General features: G+C 54.3%; 26 protein-coding genes. 14 read left to right on the forward strand and 12 right to left on the reverse strand.

The features are described from left to right. Positions 1-99: 99 nt before the first annotated feature. The 7 genes from ICT70_RS04585 to ICT70_RS04615 all read left to right on the forward strand — a co-directional run bounded on the left by ICT70_RS04585 (position 100) and on the right by ICT70_RS04615 (position 3,123). Entirely contained in the window at positions 100-459 is a 360-nt protein-coding gene (locus ICT70_RS04585) for a hypothetical protein (protein ID WP_191154221.1), read from the forward strand. Between the two features lie 122 nt (positions 460-581). Beyond that, entirely contained in the window at positions 582-944 is a 363-nt protein-coding gene (locus tag ICT70_RS14865) for a hypothetical protein (protein ID WP_224746819.1), read from the forward strand. Further along, the gene (locus ICT70_RS04595) at positions 886-1,401 is read left to right on the forward strand and encodes a hypothetical protein (protein WP_191154222.1); all 516 of its coding nucleotides are present in this window, start codon (positions 886-888) and stop codon (positions 1,399-1,401) included. The genes ICT70_RS14865 and ICT70_RS04595 overlap by 59 nt, the downstream gene beginning before the upstream one ends. A gap of 215 nt (positions 1,402-1,616) precedes the next feature. After that, the gene (locus tag ICT70_RS04600; protein ID WP_191154223.1) at positions 1,617-1,946 is read left to right on the forward strand and encodes a hypothetical protein; all 330 of its coding nucleotides are present in this window, start codon (positions 1,617-1,619) and stop codon (positions 1,944-1,946) included. An 83-nt stretch (positions 1,947-2,029) separates the two neighbouring features. Further along, positions 2,030-2,431 carry a DUF2784 domain-containing protein gene (locus ICT70_RS04605; protein ID WP_191154224.1) on the forward strand — a complete coding sequence of 134 codons (402 nt, stop codon included), beginning with the start codon at positions 2,030-2,032 and terminating at the stop codon, positions 2,429-2,431. Positions 2,432-2,573: 142 nt separating this feature from the next. After that, complete coding sequence (locus ICT70_RS04610; protein ID WP_191154225.1) at positions 2,574-2,825, forward strand: type II toxin-antitoxin system Phd/YefM family antitoxin; 252 nt, start codon at positions 2,574-2,576, stop codon at positions 2,823-2,825. Further along, positions 2,815-3,123: a type II toxin-antitoxin system RelE family toxin gene (locus ICT70_RS04615; RefSeq protein ID WP_191154226.1), complete on the forward strand. Its 309-nt coding sequence runs from the start codon at positions 2,815-2,817 to the stop codon at positions 3,121-3,123. The genes ICT70_RS04610 and ICT70_RS04615 overlap by 11 nt, the downstream gene beginning before the upstream one ends. 89 nt (positions 3,124-3,212) lie before the next feature. Here ICT70_RS04615 and rsxE read toward each other — a convergent pair whose 3' ends face one another. The 8 genes from rsxE to ICT70_RS04655 form a co-directional block, all read right to left on the reverse strand. Next, on the reverse strand, positions 3,213-3,800 hold the full coding sequence (gene rsxE, locus ICT70_RS04620; RefSeq protein ID WP_191154227.1) for an electron transport complex subunit RsxE: 588 nt from the start codon (positions 3,798-3,800) through the stop codon (positions 3,213-3,215). Further along, positions 3,797-4,399, reverse strand: coding sequence for an RnfABCDGE type electron transport complex subunit G (locus ICT70_RS04625; RefSeq protein WP_191154228.1), 603 nt, complete (start codon positions 4,397-4,399; stop codon positions 3,797-3,799). Before ICT70_RS04625 ends, rsxE begins: the two co-directional genes overlap by 4 nt. Further along, entirely contained in the window at positions 4,396-5,397 is a 1,002-nt protein-coding gene (locus ICT70_RS04630; RefSeq protein WP_191154229.1) for an RnfABCDGE type electron transport complex subunit D, read from the reverse strand. The genes ICT70_RS04625 and ICT70_RS04630 overlap by 4 nt, the downstream gene beginning before the upstream one ends. Before the next feature lies 1 nt (position 5,398). Continuing rightward, the gene (gene rsxC, locus ICT70_RS04635; protein WP_191154230.1) at positions 5,399-6,715 is read right to left on the reverse strand and encodes an electron transport complex subunit RsxC; all 1,317 of its coding nucleotides are present in this window, start codon (positions 6,713-6,715) and stop codon (positions 5,399-5,401) included. Positions 6,716-6,754: 39 nt separating this feature from the next. Next, the gene (locus ICT70_RS04640; protein ID WP_191154231.1) at positions 6,755-7,588 is read right to left on the reverse strand and encodes an RnfABCDGE type electron transport complex subunit B; all 834 of its coding nucleotides are present in this window, start codon (positions 7,586-7,588) and stop codon (positions 6,755-6,757) included. A 19-nt stretch (positions 7,589-7,607) separates the two neighbouring features. Next, positions 7,608-8,189, reverse strand: a complete 582-nt coding sequence (gene rsxA / locus ICT70_RS04645) for an electron transport complex subunit RsxA (RefSeq protein ID WP_191154232.1) — start codon at positions 8,187-8,189, stop codon at positions 7,608-7,610. Between the two features lie 106 nt (positions 8,190-8,295). Further along, positions 8,296-8,994, reverse strand: a complete 699-nt coding sequence (locus ICT70_RS04650; protein WP_191154233.1) for a response regulator — start codon at positions 8,992-8,994, stop codon at positions 8,296-8,298. Next, positions 8,994-10,562 (reverse strand): ATP-binding protein, encoded by a 1,569-nt coding sequence (locus ICT70_RS04655; protein ID WP_191154234.1) that lies wholly within the window; start codon positions 10,560-10,562, stop codon positions 8,994-8,996. The genes ICT70_RS04650 and ICT70_RS04655 overlap by 1 nt, the downstream gene beginning before the upstream one ends. A 338-nt stretch (positions 10,563-10,900) precedes the next feature. On the opposite strand from ICT70_RS04655, the gene ICT70_RS04660 reads away from it, so the two are divergent. From ICT70_RS04660 to ICT70_RS04670, 3 genes are all read left to right on the forward strand, one after another. Continuing rightward, the gene (locus ICT70_RS04660) at positions 10,901-11,872 is read left to right on the forward strand and encodes a Bug family tripartite tricarboxylate transporter substrate binding protein (protein ID WP_191154235.1); all 972 of its coding nucleotides are present in this window, start codon (positions 10,901-10,903) and stop codon (positions 11,870-11,872) included. A gap of 79 nt (positions 11,873-11,951) precedes the next feature. Beyond that, positions 11,952-12,392, forward strand: coding sequence for a tripartite tricarboxylate transporter TctB family protein (locus ICT70_RS04665; protein WP_191154236.1), 441 nt, complete (start codon positions 11,952-11,954; stop codon positions 12,390-12,392). Next, positions 12,392-13,903, forward strand: coding sequence for a tripartite tricarboxylate transporter permease (locus tag ICT70_RS04670; protein WP_191154237.1), 1,512 nt, complete (start codon positions 12,392-12,394; stop codon positions 13,901-13,903). The genes ICT70_RS04665 and ICT70_RS04670 overlap by 1 nt, the downstream gene beginning before the upstream one ends. A gap of 99 nt (positions 13,904-14,002) precedes the next feature. Here ICT70_RS04670 and ICT70_RS04675 read toward each other — a convergent pair whose 3' ends face one another. The 3 genes from ICT70_RS04675 to ICT70_RS04685 are packed head-to-tail and all read right to left on the reverse strand — an operon-like array spanning position 14,003 to position 17,716. Next, complete coding sequence (locus ICT70_RS04675; protein ID WP_191154238.1) at positions 14,003-14,920, reverse strand: electron transfer flavoprotein subunit alpha/FixB family protein; 918 nt, start codon at positions 14,918-14,920, stop codon at positions 14,003-14,005. A gap of 10 nt (positions 14,921-14,930) precedes the next feature. Then, positions 14,931-15,704: an electron transfer flavoprotein subunit beta/FixA family protein gene (locus ICT70_RS04680; RefSeq protein ID WP_191154363.1), complete on the reverse strand. Its 774-nt coding sequence runs from the start codon at positions 15,702-15,704 to the stop codon at positions 14,931-14,933. Between the two features lie 26 nt (positions 15,705-15,730). Further along, the gene (locus tag ICT70_RS04685) at positions 15,731-17,716 is read right to left on the reverse strand and encodes a heterodisulfide reductase-related iron-sulfur binding cluster (protein WP_191154239.1); all 1,986 of its coding nucleotides are present in this window, start codon (positions 17,714-17,716) and stop codon (positions 15,731-15,733) included. Between the two features lie 252 nt (positions 17,717-17,968). On the opposite strand from ICT70_RS04685, the gene ICT70_RS04690 reads away from it, so the two are divergent. The 3 genes from ICT70_RS04690 to ICT70_RS15085 are packed head-to-tail and all read left to right on the forward strand — an operon-like array spanning position 17,969 to position 19,339. Continuing rightward, the gene (locus tag ICT70_RS04690; protein WP_337906659.1) at positions 17,969-18,379 is read left to right on the forward strand and encodes a helix-turn-helix domain-containing protein; all 411 of its coding nucleotides are present in this window, start codon (positions 17,969-17,971) and stop codon (positions 18,377-18,379) included. Further along, a complete protein-coding gene (locus ICT70_RS04695) occupies positions 18,376-18,807 on the forward strand; it encodes an acyl-CoA thioesterase (protein ID WP_191154240.1) in 432 nt (143 codons plus the stop codon). The genes ICT70_RS04690 and ICT70_RS04695 overlap by 4 nt, the downstream gene beginning before the upstream one ends. Before the next feature lie 10 nt (positions 18,808-18,817). Continuing rightward, positions 18,818-19,339, forward strand: coding sequence for a PaaI family thioesterase (locus ICT70_RS15085; RefSeq protein ID WP_337906661.1), 522 nt, complete (start codon positions 18,818-18,820; stop codon positions 19,337-19,339). Between the two features lie 17 nt (positions 19,340-19,356). Here the strand turns inward: ICT70_RS15085 and ICT70_RS04705 are convergent, their stop codons facing one another. Next, positions 19,357-19,632 carry a YciI family protein gene (locus ICT70_RS04705; RefSeq protein ID WP_191154241.1) on the reverse strand — a complete coding sequence of 92 codons (276 nt, stop codon included), beginning with the start codon at positions 19,630-19,632 and terminating at the stop codon, positions 19,357-19,359. Positions 19,633-19,733: 101 nt separating this feature from the next. Here ICT70_RS04705 and ICT70_RS04710 point away from each other — a divergent pair, with 101 nt between their 5' ends. Next, positions 19,734-20,147, forward strand: coding sequence for a hypothetical protein (locus ICT70_RS04710; RefSeq protein WP_191154242.1), 414 nt, complete (start codon positions 19,734-19,736; stop codon positions 20,145-20,147). The last annotated feature ends 84 nt before the right edge of the window (positions 20,148-20,231 follow it).

Below are 20,231 nucleotides of genomic sequence, written 5' to 3' on the forward strand. Positions count from 1 at the left end.
GCTATAACTGGAATCAACACGCAGCAAGGGGGGCAAGGTCAAGGGAACAGTAATCGGTCCAAAGATCAGCTGCGCAACCTTCAGCCCAAGGAGGAAAATATGAAAAGGACTCTGATGTTGTTATTGGCAGCAAGTTTATTTCTGGTAAGTCCGACGCTGGCAACAGCGGCACGTGGTGATGGTTATGGTGGTGGACCGCAGGTTGTTACCAGGGAAAAGGTGGTCATTTACCAAACCACCCAGCAACGTGACCATCGTTACGATCGATCGGACCGGCGGGATTACCGGCAGACCAGAAACTATCGCCGCCCACCGCGTCATGCGCCGGCCCATGGTTACGATAAAAACCATCATTCATACCGTCACCAGCCAAAAAAAGTAGCAAGGCATCACGCACCGGCTCGTGGCAGTTCGGTCATTATTGGGGTACCCAATATTATCATTCACCTTGGGTTTTAATCAGCAGATGAACTGATAAAGATGAACGGACAAAGGTTATCAGCGGGGCAAAACAAAAAAGGGTCGTCGGGTATTCGGCGTCCTTTTTTTGTTGCCGGAGACAAAAAAACAATGAATGGTTTTTGCAGCGGTTTATCCTGTCCGGGCAGACGAAAAACATGGATGTGATCTTTGGATTTTTCCCGCCGACGGCGAATCCTCCCTCGAAGCAACCGATGCTGACTCTGCTCAAGCAGGCACGGGCGTATGGCTTGGGCGTGGTCCTGGCAACCCAGAACCCGGTCGATCTCGACTACAAGGGACTTGCCAATACCGGTACCTGGCTGATTGGGCGCCTGCAAACCGATCGCGACAAAGCGCGGGTGCTGGATGGTCTGGAGAGCGCTAGCCAGGGAGCCGGTGAAGGATTCGCGCGGGCCGCTGACCATGAACCAGATCAAACTGCTGACCGGATCTGCGACCCCGTCCCCGCTTCCCGCTACTAAACCGGCGGTGTTCAGGGATACCGCAAATCGCAATACGACTGACAGCATGACTTCCGCGCCGGCAGAGATGGAGACGTCCCTGTCGGCACCGCTCGTGTCACGCTCCAAGTTGCCACCCGGGGTAGAAGAAATTTTTCTGCGCCCACGTCATCCGGGAGCCTCGTCGATCCATTATCGACCGCTTATCTTTGCTGAAGCGCGCCTGCATTTTGTCAATGCCAGATCCCGGATCGATTGCTGGCAGACTGTGCAGCTCATGCATCCGGTTGTTGAACACAGTGAAAAATTCGCTTGGAACCAGGCCGATCAGTCGTTGACCGAGCTGGCGGCCTTTGATCGCCAACCCCTCGCCGGGGCAGAGTTTGCCGCAGTGCCCGACGCCAGCGTGCGACCGAATCAGATCAAGACCTGGGGGAAGATGCTGCCGGCGCATATTTACCAGGAAATCACCCTTTAACTGCAAACCTGTCCAGAAGTGAAACTGTCATCAACCCTGGAGGAGACAGAAGGCGACTTCAAAGCCCGTATTGCCCTTGCCTTACGCGAGAAACGTGACCATGAGATAGAAAAAATGCGCAAAAAATATGCAACCCGCCTCACGGCCTGCAGGAGCAGGTACGTAAGGCCCAGGTCCGGATAGAAAAATCGAAGGATCAATACGGCCAGCAGAAGATGACCACCGCGATTTCTTTCGGTGCCACCTTGCTGGGAGCGCTTTTGGGGCGTAAAGCCGTATCTGCCGGCACCCTGGGCCGGGCAACCACCACCATGCGTGGCGGTGCCCGCACCGCCGCTAAAAAGCGCGACATCGATGAGGCGTCTGCGTCCCTGGCCGCAGTGGAAAGTCGCTATGATGCACTGGAAGCGGAACTGGAAACGAAACTGCAACGCATTCAGGATGAGTATAATATCGATCAGGTGCGGATTGAGACCATCCACATCCGTCCGCGCAAGACCGACATATCAGTCACTACGGTTGGGCTGGCATGGATGCCTGAATGATGGGGTTTTGAGCTCCCCGTTGGTTCTGGGAACTGCTATATCGTCTATTTTGGCGTGGCGTTATTCGTCGCGGGGAGGTCCCTTTGCCCTATCAAGCACTCGCAGACACCGTCCTGCTTCTCCATTTTGGCATCGTCATCTTCGTGGTGTTGGGGCTTCCAGCCGTTCTTGTCGGCAACCGGAACGGCTGGCGCTGGGTCAACAGCCTGTGGTGGCGGCTGGCTCACTTGGGTACTATTGTCATTGTTGTCTTGCAGGCCTGGTTGGGCCGCTACTGCTCACTTACGCGGCTTGAATCCTTCCTTCGGGAGCAAGCAGGTCAAGTCGGGTACCAACGGAGCTTCATCGAGCACTGGGTGCAGCATCTGCTCTACTTTGATGCGCCGATCTGGGGTTTTGCTGTGGTTTACACCGGTTTTGCGTTGTTGGTGGGCTGGGCCTGGTGGCGTTTTCCGCCGAGGTTGGGCAAGGACAAGGGCGTCTGACGCTGCGCAGGCGGGTTTTGAAGTGATTTTTGTAGGGTTAACGACAGCAATAATAAAAGATCACACTTGACCAGACAGCTATTAGGACCTAAAGTATAACCATAATATGGACCAATATTAAAACTAAATTATGGTGCCAATCATGAAAACTTTATTAGCAAATTGCTCCGCAAGCATCTCCGAACTCAAGAAGAATCCCAGTGCCCTCATCGATCAGGCAGAAGGGGAGCCCATAGCTATTCTTAACCACAACCGGCCCACCGCATATCTTATTCCGGCTGAAACATATGAACAACTGATGGAGAAACTCGAAGACTATCAGTTAGGTGTGATTGTAAGAGAAAGGCAAAACGAAAAAATCTCTGCCATTGAAATGAATATTGATGAGTTATAAATACAACCTCAAATTCCTGCCAACAGCTCTTAAGGAGTGGAACAAACTCGATGGCTCCATTCAGTCACAGCTCAAAAAGAAACTAAAAGAACGTCTCCAGGAACCCCATGTGCCGGCAAGTCAGCTTTCGGGTTTTGTCAATCATTACAAAATAAAATTAAGGGCAAGTGGATACCGTCTCGTTTATGAAGTAAACGATCAAGAAATATGTGTTTTGGTGATAGCAGTTGGCAGAAGAGATAAAAAAGAAGTTTATAAGCAAGTTCAGCAACGGGTCATAAAACAACTAAAAGATTGAGTAAACCCTTCGCTGACAAACGATCTTAATAAGCGCAAATGGAAAAAGTACTCGTCAACATTTGCCGGGGTGCAAGCCGTTTATCTCCCCTACCTCTTCTCCACCTTGTTCATCAGCGCCAGCAGCAGTCCCAGGGTGATAAAGGCGCCGGGCGGGAGGATCATCAATATGACCGGTTGATAGCCGGCGCCGAAAACACTGAAGCCAAGAAACTCGCCGGCGCCGAATAGTTCACGAATGCCGCCCAGGATAAAGAGAACCAGAGTAAATCCAGCCCCCATACCCAGGCCGTCGGCAACCGCATGGCTGACCGGATGTTTTGAGGCAAAAGCTTCAGCGCGCCCTAGAATCAGACAGTTGCAGACAATCAGGGGGATGAAGATCCCTAACGCCTGAAACAGCTCGTAGGCATAAGCCTCCATCACCAGTTGAACGACGGTGACAAAGGACGCAATGATCAGGATAAAACAGGGAATCCTGACCTTGGCGGGGATCAGATGGCGGAACAGGGCAACCACGGCATTGGAACACACCAGCACAAAGGCGGTGGCCAGCCCCATGCCAAGGCCGTTTTCGGCACTGGTGGTAACCGCCAGCACCGGACATAACCCCAGCAGCAGTTTAAAAACCGCATTTTCCTTCCAGATGCCGCGCTTGAAATCCGTTGCCAGGCTCATGGGTTATCCCCCTGTGCGATGATTTTATCCTCATGCTCACGGTACAGTTCCAGGCCGGTTCGCACCGCCCCGACCACCGCCCGGGCGGAGATGGTGGCACCGGTCAGTTGGTCGAAATCACCCCCGTCCTTTTTGACTCGCCAATCATTGCGGTCAAGGGCCTTATCGACAAACAGCGCTTTGTACCAGGGTTCGTTGATTTTATCTCCCAGTCCCGGAGTTTCGGCGTGGGTGAGAATTTCTATCGCATGGACACGGTGGTCGGGGCGGATGCCGACCATCACCGCGATGTTGCCACTGTAGCCATCAGGTGCCACCACCCGGAAGGCGGTGCCGACCAGTTGCTCCTCGTTACGTCCGCGGTAAAAAACCGTCTCGACTTCTCTTCCCTGGCGATCGCTGCCGGTGGTGATGGTCAGGGTGTCGCTATCGGGACTGTTGTCAAATGCCGGCAGGACGGCACTTAAGGCCCGCAGCATCTGCAGCCGGCGTTGCTCGGCTATCGGTTCGCGGGTGACGCTTTCAACTGCAGCCAGGATGCCGCCGGAAATCGCGGCGATCAGGGTCAGGGCAATGAGCAGGCGCGCAAATTCCTTCATTGCACCCCTCCGGTTTCATGGTTGTGGCCCCCATAGATCTCCGCTTTGGTATAACGATCGATCAGTGGCGTGGTCGCGTTCATTAGCAGAATGGCGAAAGAAACCCCTTCCGGGTAGCCGCCGAACAGGCGGATCAGTACGGTCAGCAGACCGCAGCCACAGCCAAAAATCAGCATTCCTTTCGCCGTGATGGGGGAGGTGACCATATCGGTGGCCATAAAAAAGACGCCCAGCATCAGGCCCCCGGTCAGCAGGTGGAACAGCGGGCTGGGGTAGCGGGTCGGGTCAATCAGCCAGAAGATACCGGCCATGACAACGACACTGCCGATAAAGCTGACCGGAATGTGCCAGCTAATCACCCGCTTGAAAATAAGAAAGAGGCCTCCCAACAGCAGTACCAGTGCCGATACTTCCCCCAGGCTGCCTGCCATCAAGCCGTAAAAATAGCGGTCAAAGCCGCTGGTAGCCATCTCGGGCAACTGACCGGTGAGCATCACCGCCGACTTCATTTCGCCCAGGGGGGTAGCGCTACTGACTGCATCAAACCCCATACTTAACGGGGCCGGTGCGGTCCAGCTGGTCATCTGGACGGGGAAAGAAATAAGCAGGACAACGCGGGCCACCAGAGCCGGGTTAAAGGGGTTGTAGCCCAGACCACCAAAGATCATTTTACCGATGACAATAGCAATAGCAGCGCCCAGCAGGGCCAGCCACCAAGGGCTGGAGGGCGGCAGGTTGAGGGCCAGCAGGATGCCGGTCAGGACCGCCGAACCGTCATTGATGGAAAGCGGCTGCTTCATCAGTTTGCAGCACAGCGCCTCACAGGCAACGCACCCAAGGGTACAGATCAATAGCACCTTGAGGGCCGGTAGACCAAAAAATACCACCGCAACGGCAATCGCCGGCAGGAGGGCATAGATCACCAGTCGCATGATTTTGTTGGTGGTGACCCCACTGTGGATGTGCGGTGATGAGGAAATATACAGGGCTTTGTCCACGTCAATGTTTCCTTTTGTGTTCCATAATCGCGCCCTTAATTTCACGAATCGATTGAACCAGGGGCAGGGTCGCTGGACACTGGTAGGTACAACAGCCACATTCGATGCAGTCAAGGGCGTTGTGGGAGTCGGCCTTTTCTACCAGGCCGAGCCGCGCACAGAGGGCGATGACCGTCGGCTGCAGATGGATTGGGCACACCTTGACGCATTGACCACAACGTATGCAGGGGCCAGGCTTTTTAACTGAGATATCCTGCTGACGTAGAACCAACAGCCCGGAGGTGCCACGAATAACCGGTACCTCCAGGGATATCTGGGAATTACCCATCATCGGCCCGCCCAGAATAATTTTGCCCGGGTCATCGCTGAAGCCGCCGCACTGCTCAATCAGATGGGTGAGGGGGGTGCCGATGGCGACCCTGAGGTTTTTGGGTGAGCGAACGCCGGTTCCGGTCACCGTTGTGATCCGTTCCACCAGGGGCCGACCCAGATGCACAGCCGTGTTGACTGCTGCTGCGGTGCCGACATTCTGGACGACGGCGCCGCAATCCATCGGCAACTTGCCACTGGGCACCTGGCGGCCGGTGACCGCTTCGATCAGCTGTTTCTCCGCTCCTTGCGGATATTTCACCGGTAGCGGTTGCACCTGGATCGGGGTAGCGGTGCACAGCTGGCGCATGACGGCGATGGCATCCGATTTATTGTTTTCGATGGCGAGAATGACCCGGTCAACGCCAAGAATTTTTCGCAGGATCAGAATCCCATCGACAATGGTTGAACCTTCTTCCAGCATCAGGCGATGGTCGCCGGTCAGGTAAGGCTCACATTCCACCCCGTTGATAATCAGGGTGTCGATCCGGCGATCCGGTGGCGGCGACAATTTAATATGGGTCGGAAAGGTGGCACCGCCGAGGCCAACAATGCCGGCTTGTCGTAATAACTGGCGTAACTCGTCGGGGTTCAGGCTGTCCGGGTCGCATGCCTGTAACCCTTCATGCCAGCGCTCATCACCATCGGGGCGGATAACGACAGCGGGTAACGGACGGCCAACCGGATGAAGTCGCGGTTCAATGGCGATCACCTCGCCCGAGGTCGGAGCATGGATCGGCACCGAAACCGGGCCGACGGCAGTTCCGATCTGCTCCCCTTTGGCAACCTGTTGGCCGACCGTGACACAACACTCTGCCGGCGCACCGATATGTTGCAGCATGGGAACAATCAGCTCGTTCGGCAGCGGACAGTTAACAATGGCCTTGCCGGCGGTGGTGGCTTTGTTGTCGGGGGGATGAATCCCGCCCGGGAATGTTGGTAGCTTCATGGTGTGACACTTTTTTTGGTTGTTAAAGCCAGTCGAGTCCTAATCCGCAGGAGCGGTTGTTTTCGGGTCAGGGTCACCCACACTGCTGTTGTCAACCAGATCGCGGATACAGTTCATCGGACATTTGGCAATAGCCCGGGCCGCATGGTCTGCCTGAGTATAATTGACTCGGGCGAGAAAGTTGTCGATGGTATAGGCCTCCGGGACGGTTTTTTTACAGATATTGCAGCCGATACAGCCGACCTGACAGTATTTCCGCACCTCGGCCCCTTTGTCGTGGCTGTTGCACAACACGTGGGTGGTCACCGCCTTGGGTGCCATGATCATCACCTGGCGGGGACAGGACTTGAGGCACTGCTCGCAGCCGGTACATTTGTCGCGATCAATAACAGCGAGATGCTCCGAGGTAATCGTGATCGCCCCAAAAAGACAGGCGCGTACACAGGAACCAAGACCCAGGCAGCCGCCGGGGCAGGATTTGGGGCCACCGGCCAGTTTTTGCGCGGCATTGCAGTCTTCCAGCCCCAGATAGTGATATTTTTGCCGGGCCAGATCATCCCCCCCCTGACAGATCACCACCGCGACCGCTGGTTCTTTAGCCGTGATCTTGATCCCCAGAATAGCCGCCAGCGCTTCTGCTGTCTGCTGTCCGCCCGGTGGGCACAGATTCGGAGCCAGCCGTCCTTCGGCCACAGCCCGGGCATAGCCGGAGCAGCCTGGTTCACCACAGGCCCCGCAGTTGACTCCCGGCAGTGCAGCCAGAATGGCCGCTTCTTTGGGATCCACCTCGACCGCAAATTTTTTGGCGGCTATCCCGAGAGCGGTAGCGGCGACCAGGCCGATGCCACCCAGGCAGGCTACGGCTGCAAGCATCAGCTTTTTCCTTTTCTCATCACATTTTCACCAGTCCGGCAAAGCCCATAAACGCCAGTGACAATAACCCGGCGGTGATCAGGGCGATGGCGGTACCGCGAAAGGCATCAGGAACCGGGCACAGGTCAATGCGTTCACGCAGTCCGGCAAACAGCACCATGGCCAGGGTAAAGCCGATCCCCGCACCAATGGCAAAGACCAGTGATTCAATAAACGAGTAAGAGTTCTGAATGTTAAGAACTGCGACCCCAAGAACGGCGCAATTGGTGGTAATCAGCGGTAGGAATATACCTAACGATTGATAAAGGACCGGGCTGGTTTTCTGGACAATCATCTCTACCAGTTGCACCAGTGCCGCGATCACCAGAATAAACGCAATGGTTTGCAGATAATCGAGGTTAAAGGGGGCGAGAATGAAGTATTGAATGAACCAGGTGACGACGGATGCAACCGCCATAACAAAGATAACCGCCATCCCCATGCCGATGGAGGTCTCGACTTTTTTGGAGACGCCAAGAAACGGACAGATGCCTAAAAAGCGCGCCAGGACAAAATTGTTGACGAAAACGGCACTGACAAGAATCAGGATGAGGGAAACCATAAGCGACTCTCCGGTAGATATAACAACCGAGACGGCAAACCATCATGAATGGCGGCAGGGGTTTTGTCAAAGAGATTTAATCAAACGCTGTTCGGCAGGAGGTGGGTCAGGTTGACGGATGGACGTGCTGCTTGAAATAGCGGCGTTCCGGCCGGCCGACGGTTCCATAAACCAACTCGGTGATCAGTTCGTTATGAGCCACCAGGTATTCAAGGTAACGTCTTGCCGTGGTGCGTCCGGCGCCGATCATCGCCGCCACCTCTTCAGCACTTAAACCCTGGGGGTGAGGTTGAACAAAAACCGCCTGGATTTTTTTCAGGGTCAGGGCGTCAATCCCTTTCGGGTAAATCGGCTCGCCCGCGGTGGCGGTCTTATAGGGATGCAGCAGGCGATCGACAGTGTGCTGATCCAGGGTTGCTTCAGCCGTCATGCGTAGGCGGTAGTCGCGGAAGCGCTCAAGGGCTTCTTTGAAGCGTTGAAACATAACCGGCTTGAGGATGTAGTCGAAGACACCACCATGGATAGCTTCCTGCAGAGGTTCCAGTTCTTTGGCTGCGGTGATCAGAATAACATCGGTTGCCTGGTGACGGGCACGCAGGTTCCAGAGAATTTGGGTGCCCTTCCCTTCAGGAAGATACAGATCCAGCAGAATCAGGTCCGGTTTCAGCAGGGTACTCATCTTTTCTGCGTCTTCGAGGTTCCCGGCAATACCGCAAACACCGAAGCCGTCAACTTTTTCAGTGAAATGGCGGTGGATTTCGGCGATCTGGGGATCATCATCAACAATAAGAATTTGTAGCGTCATCAATGAGTATCCTTTGGTTTCGGGATGAAAACACTGAACATCGCCCCGCCGAGATCACTATCCGAGATGGTCATCTGACCGGCCAGGTCAGCCAGGGCATTCTTTGCCAGATACAAGCCCTGACCTCTGTCGACGCTTTTTTTTGTGGTGAATCCTCGTACAAAAATATCATTCGTCAATGCCGCCGGGACGCCGGGACCTGAGTCCTCTACTTCAAAAACCAGATCATTGCCGATATCGGTCATGGTCAGCCTCACCCGGGGCGGACGGGTATGGTTGAGGACGGCATCGAAGGCATTGTCGATCAGGTTGCCAAGGATCGTGATGGTTTTTTCCCGGTTGAGGGAGGCAGGAACATCTATCAGCTGACTTTCCGGGTCGATAATGAAATCGATGTGGAGCTCTTTGGCGTGGTTGTATTTGCCGATCAAAAAAGCGGCCAGAATCGGATGTGGAACCGCTCGCGCCAGAAAGGCAATCAGTCCCTGATAGCCTGCCGATTCCCGGCTGATCAGCTCAAGGGCCTGTTTGGCATGGTCGGTCTGAATCAGCCCGGCGATGGTGTGAAGTTTATTGGAATATTCATGGGTTTGTGCTCGCAGCATTTGGGAGTATTCCTTGACCTGGGACAGTTGGCGCGCCAGGGTGTCGATCTCATCCTTGCTTCTGAAACTGGCAACGGCCCCACAGATAGCATTATGTTCAATCATGGGTACCGTGTTGATAATCAGGGCACGGTTGCCTACCATCAGTTCCTGGTCGACCCGTTGTTCGCCACCGTCAAGGATTTTGCTCAGTTTGGCTCCTGGTAAGACGTCACGAATGTGGCGTTGCAGGACCTCCTGCTTATCCTTTTTGCCGAGGATTTCCAACGCCTGCTGGTTGACAACCGTTACCACAGCATCACGATCGATGGCGATAATCCCTTCGCGGATCGATTGGATGATGGTATCTCGCTCAGTAAAAAGATGGGCAATCTGTTCTGGTTCCAGGTCAAAAATGGCCTTTTTAAATCGTCGCGCAATGGTGATGGCGCCGAGGATTCCCAGGAACATCAGGAGACTGACCATGCCCACCGCTCGCAGGCGATGCACCAGGACGATATCTTCAACATCGTCCAGAAGATAGCCTACCGACACAATCCCGATGATCTCGCCGGACTGGCTAAAAATCGGGGCCTTGCCCCGAATGGAAGGGCCCAGGGTGCCAACTGCACGGGAGACATAAAACTCACCCTGTTCAAGAGCCCGGTCATTGTCGCCGCCGACCATTTCCTTGCCGAGACGATCAGGGAGCGGGTGCGAGTAGCGGATGCTGTCCCGGTCACCAATCACAATAAATTCCGCCCCTGTCTCATGCCGTAGGGCTTCTGCCAGTGCTTGTAAAACGCCGTCCGGATCAGAGGCCCCTACCAGATCTTTTACCTGAGGCAGCTGGGCAACCATTTGGGCGGCCTGGAGTGCCCGCTTGCCGATTTCCTCTTCCAGCACGTTACCGATAATGACGGTGTGAAGACCCCCAACAATCAGGGTCAGCGGCAGGACCAGCAGACACACAAGCAAAATCATGCGGCTCTGCAGGCTGGAGAATAGTTGGGTCAGGCGTGACAGCATAACGCGGGTTCTCGCTCCAGATTCTTGGTTCGGAAACGATATCGCTCTGGTATAGAGCGGTCACGCTGCCGGACTATCGAACGCTAGCGTGTCCATTCAGCCCGACATTGTTGCATGAACAAAATGAACAGAATAGCCCTTATGAAACAAAAAACCATTATGGTGGAATTCTTTACAAGTTAATTTCGCGGGCTACAATAAAGCAGAAGAAAATCAAACACTGTTTTTTGGCGGATTGCGGCTCTGCCCGCAATCCTGTATTCCTGTTGCCTCTACATGTCAAGGAGATGGTTATGAAGTACTTCAAAATTCTGGCTATGGTCTGTGCGTTTTTGTTTATTCAGCAGTCGGCGATGGCGTTTGAGCCGCGTAATGTTCTGTGTATTGCCCCTTCCGATCCGGGCGGCGGCTGGGATTTTACCTGCCGTAATATGGCACCGATTCTTTCGGATTTGAATCTGGTCAAGGGGCGGATTCGTACCCAGAACATGCCCGGCGCCGGGGGCGGTGTTGCCTATGCCCATGTGGTGGGTCAGCAGAAGGGCAACGCTAATCTCCTCGTCGCTGCATCAACGGCAACGACCACCCGTCTGGCCCAGAAGATGTTCCAGGGCTTTGATGCTGACGATGTCCGCTGGCTCGCGGCTCTGGGTGCCGATTATGGGATCGTGGCCGTATCCCCTAAAAGTCGTTTTAAGACCCTGGATGATCTGGTCACAGCCCTTAAAGAAAATCCTGCCGGGATGAGTTTCGTCGGAGGTTCGGCTGTTGGTGGTTGGGATCATCTGAAAATGCTGATGCTTGCCGACGCCGCCGGTGTTCAGGATTTAAAATCAGTCCGTTACACCAGTTTCAGCAGTGGTGGCCCGGCGATTATCGAGATCATGGGTGGTCGTGCCGATGTATTCAGTGGTGACGTCAGTGAGACCCTGACCCAACTGGAAGCAGGCAGCCTCAAGGTGCTCGCGGTTCTTGGCGATGATCGTCTGCCCGGCGTGCTGGCCGATGTGCCGACGGCCAAGGAGCTTGGCTACGATGTTATCGGCGCTAACTGGCGAGGGTTTTATCTGCCTGAAGGCGTATCGGATGAGCAATATGCCTACTGGTCTGATGCCATGAAAAAGCTGGCGGCATCGGAGAAGTTCAAAGCCCTGCGTGAACAGAACGGACTCGCCGCGTTTGAGCGGACCGGAGCGGAAATGGATGAGTTTGTTCTGAATCAGGTCAAATCACTGGAAAAACTGTTCGCCCGCATGGGGCAATAAGTCAGAATTGTTGATATATCGGGTCCGGTCCTGGCTGGGCGGACCCGATAACTGCTTGATACGAGAAGAGAGCGGAATCATGAGCGATCGTATTGTTGCTGTCATGCTGCTGGTACTGGCATTGGTTTTTGGTCTGCAGGCCTGGGCCTATGTGCCGATTGGATTTACCGACCATTTGGGCGCCCGGGTTTTTCCCCTGGCCGTTGCCCTGTTTATGCTGCCCTTGACCCTGGTTCTGTTCTTCGGGCGGCATGTGGCGGGAGTCTGGCCCAGTGCGCGCGCCTGGCGGGTGGTGATTCTGGCCATGTCGGTGCTGGTGGTTTACGCGCTGGTGATCGAATATGTCGGTTTTATCATTGCGACCATAGGCGTTTTTATTGTCTACGGGAAGCTCTATGGTGCCCGCTGGTGGAAAACTGTCGTTACCGGAATGATCGCCGCGACGGTTCTGTATGCGCTTTTTGTTCTGGCCCTGGATATGTATCTGCCCCTCGGCTCGTTTTTTGAGGAGTTGTTCTGATGGATGCCTTTCAATCATTAATGCAGGGATTTTCCGGCGCGCTGGTTCCCATTAACTTGCTGGTGGTATTTCTCGGGGTTACGGCAGGGACAATGATCGGGATGCTTCCCGGTATCGGTCCGATCAACGGGATTGCCATTCTCATTCCCATTACCTTTGCCATGGGAATCGATCCGACCGCCATGCTGATTCTGTTTGCCGGAATCTATTATGGGGCCCAGTATGGCAACTCCATCAGCACCATTCTGCTCAATGTGCCGGGGACGCCTTCGTCCGTGGCCACGGCCCTCGATGGTCACCCCATGGCCAAGAGTGGCAGGGCCGGGCCGGCTCTGGCTATATCCGCTATCGCATCTTTTATCGGTGGGACGGTTGCGGTGATCGGCCTGATGTTTTTAGCTCCGGTATTGTCAAAATGGGCGATCCGCTTTGGCCCGGCGGAATATTTCGTGCTGATTCTGTTTACCTTTACCATGTTGTCAGCCCTATCCGGAAAGCAGTTTATTAAAGGCTTGCTGGCCACCGGTATCGGTCTGATGCTGGCAACTATCGGCATCGACGCAGGTACCGGGATTCCCCGTTATACCTTTGGTCATCTGGCCTTTTATGACGGACTCGACTTTGCCGTGGTCACCATCGGGTTGTTTGCCATTTCTGAGGTATTTCTATTGATCGAACAGACTCGAGGGACCGGTGAAGTGAATACCAAACTGGGACGGGTGATGGTCACAGCTAAGGAGTTTCTTTCCAGTTGGTGGGGGATGATACGTTCTGCCGTGATCGGTTTTTTGATCGGGGTCCTGCCGGGCGCTGGAGCTACCATCGCCAGTTTTATGGCTTATGCCACTGAGCAGAGGCTGGTGGATAAAAAAGGAACCTTTGGGACGGGGGATATCCGGGCGGTGGCTGCGCCGGAATCGGCCAACAATGCGGCGGTATCGGGTGCGCTGATTCCGATGCTGACCCTTGGGGTGCCCGGTAGCGGCACCACGGCAGTTATTCTCGGCGCCCTGCTGGCCCTCAACCTTAATCCCGGACCACTGTTTATTGTCCAGCATGGTGACATGTTCTGGACCCTGATCGCATCCATGTATATCGGTAACGTGATGTTGCTGGTCCTCAATCTGCCGCTGGTTGGTTTATTTGTCAAGGTGCTGCTGATCCCGCGCTATATCCTGGTGCCGGGCGTGGCGATGATCAGTTACGGCGCCATCTACGCGGCCAGCAGTTCGATGACCGACCTGATGCTGATGACCGGTTTCGGCCTGCTCGGTTATCTGATGCGTAAAACCGATTTCCCCCTGGCTCCGGTCATTCTCGCCCTGGTGCTCGGGCCGATGATGGAGACCAGTCTGCGCCGGGCACTGTCCCTATCTAACGGCGACTGGGGTATTTTATTTGCTTCACCATTGGTGCTGGTGCTTTGGGGGCTGGTGGCCTTGTCGGCACTGGTGCCGCTTATTCGCACCCTGCGTCGGGCGCGCGCATATAATGACAGCGAACAGCATTAAAGCCCGTGCGCAATAGAGCATTGGAGCATTAAATATCGAGGGGGCTGCTCGATGAAAAGTCGAACAGCCCTCTACAGTGTTGGAGTCTCGTAGTATGGGTTACCCTGACGTTATCCTCTCGGTTAGCAGCGGCACCAGTTGTTTCAGATCAGCAACGGCGAGGACGTCGGCAACCTCACCAATGGGTGCGTCCTTGTCGGTGTTGATGGCGATGACAAACTCGGACTTTTTCATCCCTGCCAGGTGCTGGATCGCTCCGGAAATGCCGCAGGCAATGTAGAGCTTCGGTGCGACCGTCTGTCCGGTGGTGCCAACCTGGCGACTGTGCTCAGCCCAATCGGCATCAACAACCGGACGGCTGGCGGCATATTCACCGTTAAGGGCTTTAGCCAGAGCATCGATCATACTTAGGTTTTCCGGTTTGCCGATGCCCCTGCCGGCGCTGACGATCACCTTGGCTTTTGACAGATCGACACCCCCCGCGGCGGCCGCTTCATAGCCACTGAAATTGATTGTTCCCGGTTCCGCACCTGCTAGCTCAATGATGTGCGGCGTTGCGGATGCCTGGTCCTGAGGGGTGAATGCGCCGGCCTGCAGGGTGACTACGGTCAGGGCCGTTTTGACTTTTACCTGGCGCCGCAGCTTGCTGTTACAGCTAGGAACGATCAGAGTATCCTCTGTCAGATCAACCACTTCGGAAACCTGGGCGGCCTTGAGGACCAGGGCGATACGAGGGGCCAGGTCCCAGCCGTAGGACGAGTGGGGAAAAACGACCAGCTGCGGCTGTTCTTTGGCAATCACCTCAAGTAACAGTTTTTTGTGACCATCGGGGTTGAACTCACCGACACCGGCGCTGTCGGCCAGGTACAAGTTCCCGGAAAAGTTGGGTAGAGTGTTTTTTGAGCCCACCAGAAACATGGCCGCTTCGCCGCCCATACGGGAAGCGAATTCAATCAGCTCGGCACAGGTTCCCAGAGTTTTACCCTCTCGATATTCACCAACCAGAAGTATTTTCATCGTGGTCTCCTTATGCCAGAACCGTGGTTTTATCTTTAATGATCTTGAGCAGTTGCTCCGCCAGTTCTGCCGGGTCTCCCTCAAGGATCAGGCCGCCGCCGCGTTTTTCCGGTAAAAAGACGGCGACGGTTTGCTGTTGCAATTCCGGCGGACTGAAGTCGGCAAGGGGAGCAGTCAGCAACTCTTTTTTCTTGGCTTTCATGATGTTCGGCAAGGTTGGGTAGCGTGGTTTGTTCAGACCCAATTGACAGGTCACCAGCGCTGGCGTGTTGCAACTGACCAGGGCCCTGGAACCACCCTCCAGCTCGCGTTTGGCGGAAATTGTTCCATCAGCATAGCTGAATTCTACCAGGGTGGTCAGGCTTGGTATGCCGAGCATTTCGGCAACCAGCACGCCAACCTGGGCGCTACCGCGATCCTGGGATTGCATCCCGGTAAAGATCAGGTCAAAGTTGTGTTGGCGGACATAGTCGGCAATCACAGCAGCGATGGTCATGGGGTCACGCTGATGACTGTCGGGGTCAAGGATATGCATCCCCTTATCCGCACCCATGGCGAGAGCTTTCTTCATGGTTTCCTTGACCCGTTCCGGACCGATACAGAGCACCGTCAGCTCAGCCGCGCCGACCTGTTCTTTGAGCTGTACCGCCTGTTCCACCGCGTACTCATCGTATTCATTCATGCGCCAGGCAAGATCGGTATCCTCATACCAGTTCCCTGCAGCGTTGACCTTGAAGCGGGATTCCATGTCGGGAACCTGTTTGATGCAGACGAGAATATTCATCATAGAAACTCCTTTGTCGATACTGCCTACGCAGCAGGCAGTCGTTTTACCAGTAATTCCGCCAGATCCAGCGGTGTGAGCTGATCGCTTAAATCTGCCCCCTTGATGCCGTCTTCAAACATGGTCAGGCAAAAGGGGCAGCTAGACACCAGCGTGCCGGTCCCGGTGGCAGCGGCCATTTCAGCACGTACTTCGCTGATCCTGCTGCCAATGGTTTCATCGGCAAGGATCCGCCCCCCGCCGGCACCGCAACAGAAGGACTCCCGTCCATGCTTGTCCATCTCGCTCAGCTGTGCTCCGGCCGCCGTTAATAGAGAGCGGGGCGCCTGGTAGCGATCATTATGTCGTCCCAGATAGCATGAATCATGATAGGTGCAACGGGTCTCTTGCGGCTGCAGTTGCAGCTGCCCGCCTTTGATCAGATCAGCGAGGAAGTCGGTGTAATGCTGCACCGGCAGAGTCAGTCCGAATTCGCGATAATCCTTATTCAGGGTGTTATAACAGTGGGGGCAGGTGGTGACGATCTGCTGGGCGGAAGTCGCGGCGATGTTCTCGATATTTTCCCGCGCCAAGGTTTGATAGAGATATTCGTTGCCCATCTTGCGCATCGGTTCACCGCAGCATTTTTCTGTTTTGCCGAGGATGGCGACCTTGATTCCGGCGGCGGCACAGAGGGTGACGAAAGCTTTGGCAACGGCCTGATTCCGCTTGTCAAAAGAAGCATAGCAGCCGACGAAATAGAGAATATCCGTGTTTTCGGTGTTTGCATCCACCAACGCTAATCCCTGTGCCCAGTCACCACGCCCGGCAAACGCCAGACCGAAGGGGTTGCCATTGACCTCGGTCTGTTCCATGGCCGCTGTCACTTCGTCGCCGGGAAATTCTCCTTCCATCAATACCAGATGGCGTCTGACATCAACAATTTTACCGACATGCTCGATGGCCGCGGGACAGCTTTCCTGGCAGGCCAGGCATGTCGTGCAGGACCAGATGACGTCCCGTTCGAGGGTCTCCGGCAGATTCGCCTGCGGCTGCTGGAAGGCAATCTCACCCACCTGCTTGACCAGCTTCATCGGCGACAAAGGCTTGTCCGTTGCCCACGCCGGACAGCGATCCTGGCAGCGCTTGCAACTGGTGCAGGCATCGGCATCGAAGATATCCTTCCAGGTCAGGTCGGTTATGGTTGCGGCACCGTAGCTTTCAGTCTCTTCATTTTCAAGGTCAATTGCTGCCAACATCCCCTTGGGGCCGAGATCAGCGAAAAAGTAATTGGTGCTGGTAGTAAACAGGTGGCGCAGCTTGGTCAGGGGAATAATGGCGATAAAAAGGATTGCCAGCAGTAAGTGTCCCCACCAGGTAACCTGATGCAGGCTGCGCAGGGTCGCTTCCTCAAAACCGGCAAGGCTGTTGGCCACGAGCAGGCCGACGGGTGACCACAGAGCCAGAGGGGTGCCCAGTTCGGTGACCGCCATGCGCGCGCCCTCGATGATAAAACCGCTGATGAGGATCGCCAGCAGCAAGCCGTGGATGATCCAGTCATCCTTGATGTTGTCGAGGCCCGGCGGTCGAATCAGGGTGCGCCGAATTAATAGCCCTGCGAGCATGACAATGGCCACCAGCCCGGCCAGATCAAGAATCAGGGAAAACCACAGATAGAAGGGACCGGTCAAAAAACGTACGTCAAACAGGGGATCGGTCAGGTCGGCCTGGATGAAGATCAGCAGGGTGCCGATAAACAGCAGCAGAAAGCCCCAGAAAAACAGGGCATGGGCGGTGCCTGGAAGGCGCTGGTAAAGAACCCTGCTTTGTAACAGTGTGCCACGGATCGCTTGTTTCAGGCGCGTTGGCCACTGATCGCAGCGGTCCAGGGGTTGTCCTTGGCGATAGACCTTGATGCGTCGAGAAAACTGATAGGTGAGGAAGGCGACAGCAGCTATCGCCAGCAGGTACATGGGGAGCAGGACGCCCAGGCTTTGGCCGATATTCCAGTAGATTTCACGTGTATATTCCATGGTGCTCCCCAAGAAAGACGGCGTGTTGATATTGCTCAATGCCAATAAAACAGAGTATATATAAGAGCCGTTGTCAATGCTCTGTGATTTTCAATATATAACCTTAACGTAAAAGTCACGTTAAAAAATAACAGCATTCTATTATCATTGCAATAACTAAAAAAGCCTTATGAATCAATTGTAAAGCCTTGGATTGACAGCCTGATTCGAGAGTGTTATTACAGATTAAAAACTAACGTAAAGGTTATTTCAGTGAAAAATAATGACAACCAATTAGTACAGATTGGCGAGTTGGCCGCAATGTTGGGAATTACCACCCGAACGATCCGTTACTATGAGGAGATCGGCTTGATGGGTCCACCGGAAAGGCTGGTTGGGGGTACCCGGACCTACTGCCGGGAAGATGTTTTACGGCTGAAATTTATTCTCAAACTAAAAGAACTGGGGATTACCCTGAAAGAGATGCAGCAGCTGGCGCAGAACTTTGACATCAATCAGCAGGATTTTCATACCATTACGCCAAAACTTCTCGAAATCCTCGATACTCATATTAGCAAAGTAGATAAGAAAATCGCCAGCCTGGCCTCTTTGAGGACAGAAGTTGTGGCATATCGATCTCGCATTTTCGATATTCTCAACGAAAGAGTTCCGGTCGTAAAATGACATCTTTCCCTTTTGACTATACGACCGCAATTGACATCCGTTTTGCTGATCTCGATGCGTATGGCCATGTCAATAACGCCATCTATTTTACCTATCTGGAACATGCCCGGGTCAAGATGTTTCAGGAATATTTCGGCGCTTTCCTCGACAGTTCCCTGTTGTTTCTGGTGGTGCGTGCCGAATGTGACTATCGATTGCCCATCACCTTGAATGACAGCCTGCAGATCACTCTTAAGGTTGAACAACTCAGACATTCAAGTTTCACCTTCGCTTACCTGCTTCATGACGGTGGCGACCGCGAATTTGCCACGGCCAAAACCGTTATGGTTGGCTATGATCCAAAGGCAAAAAAACCCGTTGCATTACCCGCAGAAATCCGGCGAACTTTTGCTCGGCTTGACCAATCCGGAGTACTGTCGCCGGCGTGAGGAGACTCTTGTGACAGAAGTGCAGATAAAAACCTATGAGATTGCCGGCATGCAGCCGATTTCCCGCGAATGTCTGGTTTGTGGGACGGAAAACGCCCTGGGAATCAAGGCCCGGTTTTTTGAAACCACAACGAAGGAGTTGATCGCTCTTTTTACTTTGCACCATCAGCACCAGAGTTATCCCGGCATCGCCCATGGCGGTATTTCTGCCACCGTGCTTGATGAAGTGATCGGGCGGGCGATCATGATCGATCACGATCATCAGACCTTCGGTATGACTCTTGACCTGCAGGTGCGTTACCGTAAACCGGTCCCTTTAGACGTTGAGCTTAAGGTGGTAGGGCGTATTGACAGCGCCAAGGGACGCTTGTTTGAAGGCAGTGGCGAGCTCTATCTGCCGGATGGTTCCGTTGCCGTTGAAGCCCATGGTAAATACATGAAGCGCCGCATTGACCAGATTACCGTCGCTGATTTTACTGACACCTCGTGGGTGCTGCCGGAGGGGGAAGTGCCGGCAACCATTGTCATTTAGAAAAGGACAGCGGGGCGTTAAGGCAGTACCTTGTTCCAGCGATCTATCGTCACCTGCTCAAACAGCCCGGCCTTGGCGTAGGGATCGCCGGCGGCAAAGTTTTGCGCTGCCGCACGGTCGGGCAGATCGAGAATGACCACCGAGCCGCACATCTGCTCATCCTTATCAAGTAATGGCCCGGCGGCAACGAGCTGGTCGCCGAAACTTTTCAGGTAGTCAACATGGGCCGGGCGGTTTTCCTGGCGCACGGCAAGGTGATTTTTTTTGTCGATACAGCGGATGACAAAGAGCATAGCCGGTCTCCATTTTTTGGATGTTAATGGTTTTACAAGGGTCGAGATTAGCACAAACACAGAGGAAAGGTGAGATGATTTATCCAGGAATAATAATCATTTTGGTCCTGACACTAGGGTTGGTGGCCTGCTCCGGCGATAGCCATCTGGAGATAGCGGCGGAAAACACCCGGACAATTACCCACTACGCCCAGTTTCGTGATCCGCAGCAGAATCGGGTGGTTATTTTTGTCTTTGATGAAGAAACCAGCGCCATTGAAATAAAACAGCATGCCCAAGGTCTGGCACCTGCAGATGGCCGCTTGCTGGCTGCTTACTACTTTCCAGCAGGAGGAGTCAGTGTGCCGCCAACGCGTCTTTCGCGTGCGGGCGGCATTATCAGAGCACATGATCTGATGTATGACGACCCGGAAATCGGCCCCTGGCATTATGTCTTTCTGCACCCCTTTGCCGGTGAGCCACGTTTCACTGATTGTCTCAAAGCCCCTGAGGATGTTCTTTGCCGGCAGCAATAAGAATGGATTATCTGGTTATGTGCTTATTGCCACCCCTATTTGCCCGGAAACCTCTGACGCTGGTGGGTGAAAAGTTCTAGGTGA

The sequence above is a fragment of the Pelovirga terrestris genome, assembly GCF_014773365.1.
Lineage (GTDB): Bacteria > Desulfobacterota > Desulfuromonadia > Desulfuromonadales > Geopsychrobacteraceae > Pelovirga > Pelovirga terrestris.